The sequence below is a fragment of the Nonomuraea sp. NPDC005692 genome (assembly GCF_040631115.1).
Classification (GTDB): domain Bacteria; phylum Actinomycetota; class Actinomycetes; order Streptosporangiales; family Streptosporangiaceae; genus Nonomuraea.
In genome coordinates this window covers 211,110-218,335 of the sequence record NZ_JBEXYU010000015.1, presented here as the reverse complement: position 1 = coordinate 218,335, position 7,226 = coordinate 211,110, and the positions used below count along the sequence as shown (strand labels likewise).

Sequence of the window (7,226 nt, the reverse complement as noted above, 5' to 3'; positions counted from 1 at the left end):
CTCCCTTGGAGGTACTTAACGAGTCCCTCTCGCTCCAAGCGGCCGCATAGGCTCTACGCCATAAGACGGCTGTCCGGAATCACCGAGGCCCCTCACTGCGCAACCGTCCTTCGATCTCGACGACCTCGTGCTGATGTTGGTGCGGATGTGCCAGTCCACGCCTACGGCCGCACTCAGGCTTCGGCCGCGGAACCCGGGCGGCTGCAACGTCGGCACCCAACGCACCCCACAGGCAGCGATGCGGCATCTACCACCTCCTCCGCCTTGTCCCCACGCTGCGTCTCTCCAAGCGCTTACGACGTCCCCATCACCTGGTCACGTACTTCCGTTGCCGGCCTCGCTGCAGTTGCCGAGGCAGCTCATCCGTAATGTGGTCGCCCTACCTGGAGGGGCTGCCTGCATCCTGCAGTATCTGATTGACGAGGGCGTCATCGCTGATGTGGCCGACCATGTGGCTCAAGCCATAATCTCGGCCGCGCTCTTGCGAGTCGGCCACGCTCCACCGGCCTTGCTACGTGCCTGTGCTGCGGCATTGGACCGAGAGCTCTCCTGGTCGAACAGCATGGGTGCGCCGCAGGATCGCCTTGACGAATATCCCTGCGATGTCTTGGCTCGGTCACCGAAGCTGATCGAACCGAGGGAAGCATCTGCGTCAGCCTCTGATGAGCAGGAACTTGTGACGCCAGAATGGCAACAATCCCGACCGGAGCGTCTGAATGCCGTTATGGAACCCGGGCGCGTAGTCACAAGCTCTGCTCCAGGCGAAGCTGTTCCTGCGACGACGTCAGCGCAAGTAGGCGCCGGCGACCTTGACACAACGAACAATCGGCGCGCCCTGAATCCTCGGTTGATCATTTCATGCGTAGAAGTCACGGCCGAAACCCCAGACTCAGCGCTAGCGGCGATGGATCGACCGCAATCGGAGCAAGCCATATCGCAGAGGGCCATCGAGGTGTTGGCGGAGTTCATGCCTCCGCATGCCAACGGCCAGGCAGGAAGCGGAAAAACCCGTGCCTTCCTGGACACGCTTTTGACTAGTTCGTTAAATGCTGGGCGCGGCAACCGTTTCCGGAGAGTGCTTTTCCTGCTCGATGAGAAGGCCTCCACGTGTGTGACTGATCTCGCCGATTCACTGTGGACTAACATCCTGCGTTGCTGGTGCAGGCAGACTCGTCCAACGGGCCATTGTGGTTCCACTGGGCATTTGCCAGATATCGTCCCGGTTAGTCCCCCATGGCTGACTCTGCGCACCTTCGGCAGACCCACAGATGAAATGCCGTATGCCTTGCCCAGAGAATCGGCAAGACTAGTCGCCCCTACGGCAACTGCCGTCCGAGCCATGATGCACAGCCAAGGTGGCGACATAATTGAGCCTTCAGGTGTCGGCGTCCTCACGGCCTTGCACTTTGTCGATCCCAGCGGCAGTTGGGACGTCCATGAGAACCACTGGGGAACTTGCAGTTCTACCTTCTCCATGACCCTGCTCTCCTGGCCTGAAGGTACGCCAGCCTCCATATCCTGGGACGACCCCAGTGGCTTCCGAACACAGCCTGCGGTAAGGACGTGGGCAAAAACGAGAGAACACACAACGGCGCATGTCCTACCACGTCACCTTCTCATCCCCTTTAAGCTCAGCACTCTCTTCCGATATGCCACTAGTGGAAGCAGTGAGTGCCTACGCGAGAAGGCGCTACACCCAGTTGAGTCCGCGGCCGGCCTGCGTGCACTCATTCCACACATGTGTTGGTCAAAATGGCAGCTAAATCTCGCCAGCCCTCTGCAGATTAAAGCAACCGCTACCTCAAATGCCCCTACTTGGCATGTAACAGCGCCGGTTCTCCACCTCCCAAGCTTAAGCAACGAGAGTGTTGAGCATGAACTGGATTCTCAGCGCGGAACTACCCCTTCATGGCTCCTGAACTCGCATTTCTGCCGTGATGCCTGGGTAATAGAGGACACGGAAGAGCTCCCTAGCCGCGTTCAGCAGCCTCGCATGTCGTCTCTTCCAAAGTATGTGGCGAGCATGAACCTATCGAGGCGACTGCGAACTCTGGCTGAGCTATACGATCACGCCATAGATCAATTGGAACTTGAATGGCTGCCTCCAGCGACTGTCGATACCAGCAACTCCGATACGCCCCTGAACCAGTCCCCGCATCGAGACTCATACAACAATCGAGCTGGTGGCAGGTGAGGCGCGCCCGCTCCTACGGCAGCTCCCGCCAGGTTCGACCTGCGGCATCACCGACAACTTTACGAGCCAGTGACTTTGGTCCCAGGTTTCCGACGTGCAGCAAATAGCTTACGGGGGAAGCTGCTAGGTTCTCGGCTCGTGTCTTCCTGGCGCCGCGCACGACGCCGAAGAGCCCGAGTGCTGCTGCTCCGCCGGCCAGAAGAGGGTGACCGGCGAAGGCGGCACTCCCTGCAGCAACGGTAGCGAGTGCCGGCACCTCGAACTTCGTGTTCAGCGCCCAAGGACTGATTCGACGCCAACGCCTCGCATGGCTTTTCGTAGGTCATGCAGAGGGCGTATGAATCGCCGTTCGACCTCCTGACGCACGTAGTGGTCGAGAATACCGGGGTCCTTGACTTCCCCAAGGCTATCGGCCAGCTCGGTGACCGTAGCGGTCACTAGCTGCCCGAAAGCGTCGAACTCAGCTCCATGCTTCTGACGCAGGTGGACGATTTTCTTGATGGGAATGTTGTCGAGGTCGGCTGGAAGGGCGACTTCGAGGGCTAGGAGAGCAAGCGTTTCATGCATCTTCTGAACCTGTCGAGGCACCTGCTCACCGGGTGACGTCAGCAAGGCGTCAGCGATTCGGTCGGCGGTCCAGTCCTGGTCCGCTGCATGAGTCTCAATCTGGTCTGTGATCGGCTGCAATTGGTTCTGCCGTGCGATCTCCATCGTGAGTGCGCATTTATATACCCAGGCCATCTGTGGGTGTACCACGACCCACCGTTCAGGCCCCCCCTATGATGCGTTCCCCCATATAGGCTAGGCCTGTATCGAATAGCACTTCTTGGAGAGCAGGGTCAATCTCATGGCTGATGATACCTGCGGATACCGGCGCCCCGTCCAGGTCTTCTCTGGAAGGAGTCGCCCTATCATGTGGCGTAGCCGTCACATGCGTGAGTCGTGCACGCTCAGGGAAGCTGCCAGGCGATCGGGGACGCAGGTGCTGGAGCAGAGCGGGTTGCTTTCCTATGGTCTGAGTGAAGGCCGACGACACTGCAGTCGCTGCTGCTGTTGGATCCACGCCAACGATGAAGTTGAGCTCATCCACCAGTGCTCTTGCAACGTGCGAATCACCAGTCCGATACCCCGACGGCACGATTCGTGCCATCGCGGGCCAATATAGGGCTACGGCCTTGAGCCAACGATCATCACGGATGTTGATGTAAGGGAAGTAGAGGGCTATCCGCTGCATACCTCATAGTCTCTCAACGAGAGAGACAGATTAAGGGTTTTCTCAAGTCGCCTCCGCCAAACTTGCAGCCTCGGACTTCCATGATCTGAAGGATCCCACCTGAGTTGCGGCCCGCAATCCGGTTTAGTGGGCATCCGGAATCAGGAGGCTTTGCGCGTCACACTGTTCCACTGGACCTCCAGCTCCTCCAGTGACGCTTCGCAACCGATCACCTGAATCGCCCCGGCTTCGGTGGAGACCAAACAGACCGGGCGCGGTTCACTACTCGCGCCAGGTCACGGCCACCCTGCTCGAAAGCGGTGCGCTGACCCCACCGGGAGAGGCCTCCGTCTGCAGCATGGTGCGGCGCCTGGACTCGTGGGTCGGCGAACCCGTACCGGACCCCGCCCTCGCCCTGCGGACGGAGACGCCGACCGGCTTGGCTCGCGCCAGCGAGAACGCAGCGCTTTGGACCCGCTCACTAATCGGCTATTCGGTCGTTGGGCTGCTGTGACGGGTGAGACGGGCGTAGTACTTTGCTCGCATGTCTCACTCAAGTCATGCAAGTTGACCGCTGGCTTACGTCGGAAAGCCGTCAGAGTGGCCGTCGCGTGGATCGTCGCCGGGTCGCCGATCTGCTTGGGTTCGTCGGTTGCGTACGCATCGGACGGGGCGCCGCGGGCCAACGCGGTCGTCGTCTGGGACAGGAACGCCCAGACCACCATGTGGGACGTCGCCCAGCAGCAGCCGCCGGAGCAGTCCCGGAGCGCTGCCATGGTGCACGGGGCCATCTACGACGCGGTGAGTCACACCGAACGGAAGCCACATATCACCTATGAGCAGATATATCGGATTGGATACGGCTCGAGCGGCTCCTAAAGCGGGTGCCGCAGGTCTTTTGCTTCGCAGACCTTGATAGGAACCGACAGTGCCCGCATGCGGCCGTAAGACCGTGATCAGGCGAGAAATAGGGGATGAGCTTGGGCGTGACCGTGCTCCCCCTGGTCAGACCGCGGTTTTGGCCACTTGGGTCTCCGGAAGCCCGCTACGAGCTCAGGTCGACTGCGGCCAGAACTGAAGCATGTACAGGTCCACCTGGTAGATATCGCGGGGGAAGAGGGGTTCTCGGTCGTTGTCGAGGAACTTGCGCCGAATGCGAACTCGCCAGGTGGTGGCGCGACGACCGAGGTCGAGGACCCAGTTGCGGTGAATGTAGCCGCCGGTCATGCTGAGGGCGCTTATCCTGCCGGTGCTCAGATAGATCTCGCCGGTCCAGACATGCGGCCAGGAGCCGTCGTCGGGCGGTTCCTCGTCCCAGCCCTCGCAGCAGATGCAGAGCGCGGCGCCCGGGCTGGTCTTCGGCCGTACGATGTTGGGACTGGTGGCCACCCATTCACCGGAGCCGAGGGGCGGGCAGTCCCAGGGGCTGGGCTCGTCCCGTAACCCTTCTTCCTCGACGCCAATGTCCTGAATCCCATAGAAGTCACTAATGGCCGTCTCTCCGGTCAGGACGGCGGTCCTTTCGGCGATCGTACTCACCTCTCATCCATGAACCGCCCGGGGCGCCAGGCGCCCCGGGCGGTTTGCCGCTCACGGAGTCAGTTGATCTTCACATAGAACGCGTCGGCGTATGCTGTGTCGGGCTCACGCCAGACAGAGAGTATTCGGTTGTTGCTGAACCAAGCGCCGAGGACGACTCCGTGCTTCGTATTCTCCTCGGTCGGGATTAGGTGAACCGAGTAGTTGTGCCGCGGCAAGGCGAAAGCCGCGCCTTCCCAGGTTGCGGCGAAGGGGAACTCATCGCAACTCTTTCCCTTTTTCTCTTGCTCGGGAAGCCAGCCGAACTCCTTTTTGCAGGCTTCCTGTGCCGCACCCCGGTTCGCCTCGTTGTCACTGACGTGATCTCAGCGAATTGCCGGTAGGTGGTTGTGCTCGAAATGGGTGAGGACAAGAGCGGCGCGGGCGATGTCGCCGATCGCGCTGGGGCTGGCGGTGATGTGCTGAAGGATCCGCCAGCGGCCTTTGAGCAGGGCGAATCCGCGTTCGCCGAGGCATCGCAGGGCGCGCAGGAGCCGGTTGTAGGTGCGGTTGTCCGGGCTGAGAGTCTGGTTTCCCTCAGGCTGCTTGATGGGCGTGTGAATGCCGATCCCGGCGCCGTCGTAGTCGCTGTCGGCGAGGGTGGGCAGGCCGGCCGTGGCTGCGGCGTACAAGGCGCCGAGCACGTGCGTGCGGGCAGCGGTCAGGTCGTGCACCGAGCCCGGCTCGACCTCGGCGATCCACAACGGGAGCCCGTTGGGCGCCGAGAGGGCTGCAGGTTGCCGGCGTGCTGGTGGGCTTTGCCGGAGTACCAGGCGTCGATGGGCTCGCCCTTGACGCTGATGATCTGCTCGGCGCAGCGGTCGGTGAGGATCAGGGAGCCGTCGAGGATCACGTAGGCCAGCCCGTCGGCCTGAGCGCGGTCCAGGGCCTCATGCAGATCAGGTGCTTGAGCTGCGAGGACGTCGACCCCTTCGGCGATGTAGCGGTAGGCGGTGGCGCGGGAGACGCGGTGGTCGCGGCCGAGCTTGGGGATGTCGCTCTCACCCCGGAACCAGCGCAGGACCAGTACCGCCTGCCAGAACGGCGTCAGGGCGCGACTGCCCTTCGGGGTGCCGAGCCGGCGACGTTCGTCCCTCAGCAGCCGGGCAACATGGTGAACCAGCGCGCGGGAGACGTCGAGCATGGCACGATGAGCAATCACGTGGAGCCTTTCGGCTGGCGGGGATTCTTGTGGTGAGAACTCATCTACCGGAGGCTCCACGTCTATCTCCGGCCTTCGACGACTTCTCCCAGAAGGTCCGAAACGCCACCCCGGGCGTCCCGAAGATCCCCTAATCGCCCGAATTATTTCTCTGAGATCACCTCACTGGAGTACGGCGTGCGGTGGAGTGGCCTTCTGGCGCTGCCACCAGGGATGCTCTTCGGCCCAGAGATGTCGGGGAACATCTGCCCGCCCGGCACCGGGTTCGTGTTCTGCATCTGCGCGGGATCGAGCGCTCGTTTGATGTGGTCATAGATGTTGGGGAAGGAGACCCCATTAGGGTTCTGGTCGGTCCTGGTCATGGTGAATGCGGGTACGACGTCCATGACGACGCAGCCTCCACCGTTCGAGTTGAGCCAACCCAGCGACGGGGATTTGTCGCATCGCACGGTGTCCGAAACCGGGTCGGCGATGCCGACGGTCACCACGGTGAAGCGAACCTTCATGGAGCCGGTCAGCGTGCATTCCCCGATTTCGTGGTAGCCCGTGCGGCGGTTGGCGTAGAAGGTCTCGACTATCTGCCATTGGTTGGTGTTAGCGGCCCACGCGTCCGGACTGTAGGCACCAGTGCCGGTCGCGGCGCCGCGTGCGCAGTTGGTGGTATTGCCGGGATAGGCGGGGTCTTTGAGCAGCGTTGGGAAGGACACCGTGCTGCTCGTCAGCACGCCGTACTTCGAGTCGATGAACACATGCTTGGTCATCGAGAAGGTGCGTGCATCCTGTTCGGCGCGGAGCCGGAAAAGGAGCCGTCCCTTGATCTCCGAGACAACCGTGCCGCCGACGTACAGGCGGTAGTACCATTTCACGGTCCTGCAGTACGCGAACCTGTTCTTGAAGTAGCCGGCCTTCGTCGCCGTCCGCGCGTCGGACAGGCATTCGGAGTAGCTGACGTCGCTGGCACGAGCGGGACCTTCGGGCAGGACTCTCTTGATCTCAGCAGCGGTCGGGTTGGAAGAGGCGGCGAGCGTACGGGCTGCCGTCGGTGCGTTCTGGGCAATGGTGATCTCCTGCCAGTCCGA

At 61.8% G+C, this 7,226-nt stretch carries 4 protein-coding genes and 2 pseudogenes; all 6 read right to left on the bottom strand.

The window, feature by feature from the left end:
- Nucleotides 1-2,464: 2,464 nt before the first annotated feature.
- The 6 genes and pseudogenes from ABZ459_RS28885 to ABZ459_RS28860 all read right to left on the bottom strand — a co-directional run bounded on the left by ABZ459_RS28885 (nucleotide 2,465) and on the right by ABZ459_RS28860 (nucleotide 7,013).
- Nucleotides 2,465-2,950, bottom strand: coding sequence for a DUF6236 family protein (locus ABZ459_RS28885; RefSeq protein WP_357976586.1), 486 nt, complete (start codon nucleotides 2,948-2,950; stop codon nucleotides 2,465-2,467).
- A 10-nt stretch (nucleotides 2,951-2,960) separates the two neighbouring features.
- The gene (locus ABZ459_RS28880; RefSeq protein ID WP_357976597.1) at nucleotides 2,961-3,344 is read right to left on the bottom strand and encodes a DUF6236 family protein; all 384 of its coding nucleotides are present in this window, start codon (nucleotides 3,342-3,344) and stop codon (nucleotides 2,961-2,963) included.
- 1,116 nt (nucleotides 3,345-4,460) lie between these two features.
- Entirely contained in the window at nucleotides 4,461-4,946 is a 486-nt protein-coding gene (locus tag ABZ459_RS28875; RefSeq protein ID WP_357976583.1) for a hypothetical protein, read from the bottom strand.
- A gap of 59 nt (nucleotides 4,947-5,005) precedes the next feature.
- A pseudogene (locus ABZ459_RS28870) lies at nucleotides 5,006-5,269 on the bottom strand (NucA/NucB deoxyribonuclease domain-containing protein); the annotation flags it as partial.
- A 42-nt stretch (nucleotides 5,270-5,311) separates the two neighbouring features.
- Nucleotides 5,312-6,129: pseudogene (locus tag ABZ459_RS28865) on the bottom strand (transposase family protein).
- A gap of 161 nt (nucleotides 6,130-6,290) precedes the next feature.
- Complete coding sequence (locus ABZ459_RS28860) at nucleotides 6,291-7,013, bottom strand: hypothetical protein (RefSeq protein ID WP_357976579.1); 723 nt, start codon at nucleotides 7,011-7,013, stop codon at nucleotides 6,291-6,293.
- Nucleotides 7,014-7,226 lie beyond the last annotated feature (213 nt).

Coding starts and splice junctions, on each gene's coding strand:
- ABZ459_RS28880 (WP_357976597.1), bottom strand. CDS start 3,344: ATGGCACGAATCGTGCCGTCGGGGTATCGGACTGGTGATTCGCACGTT.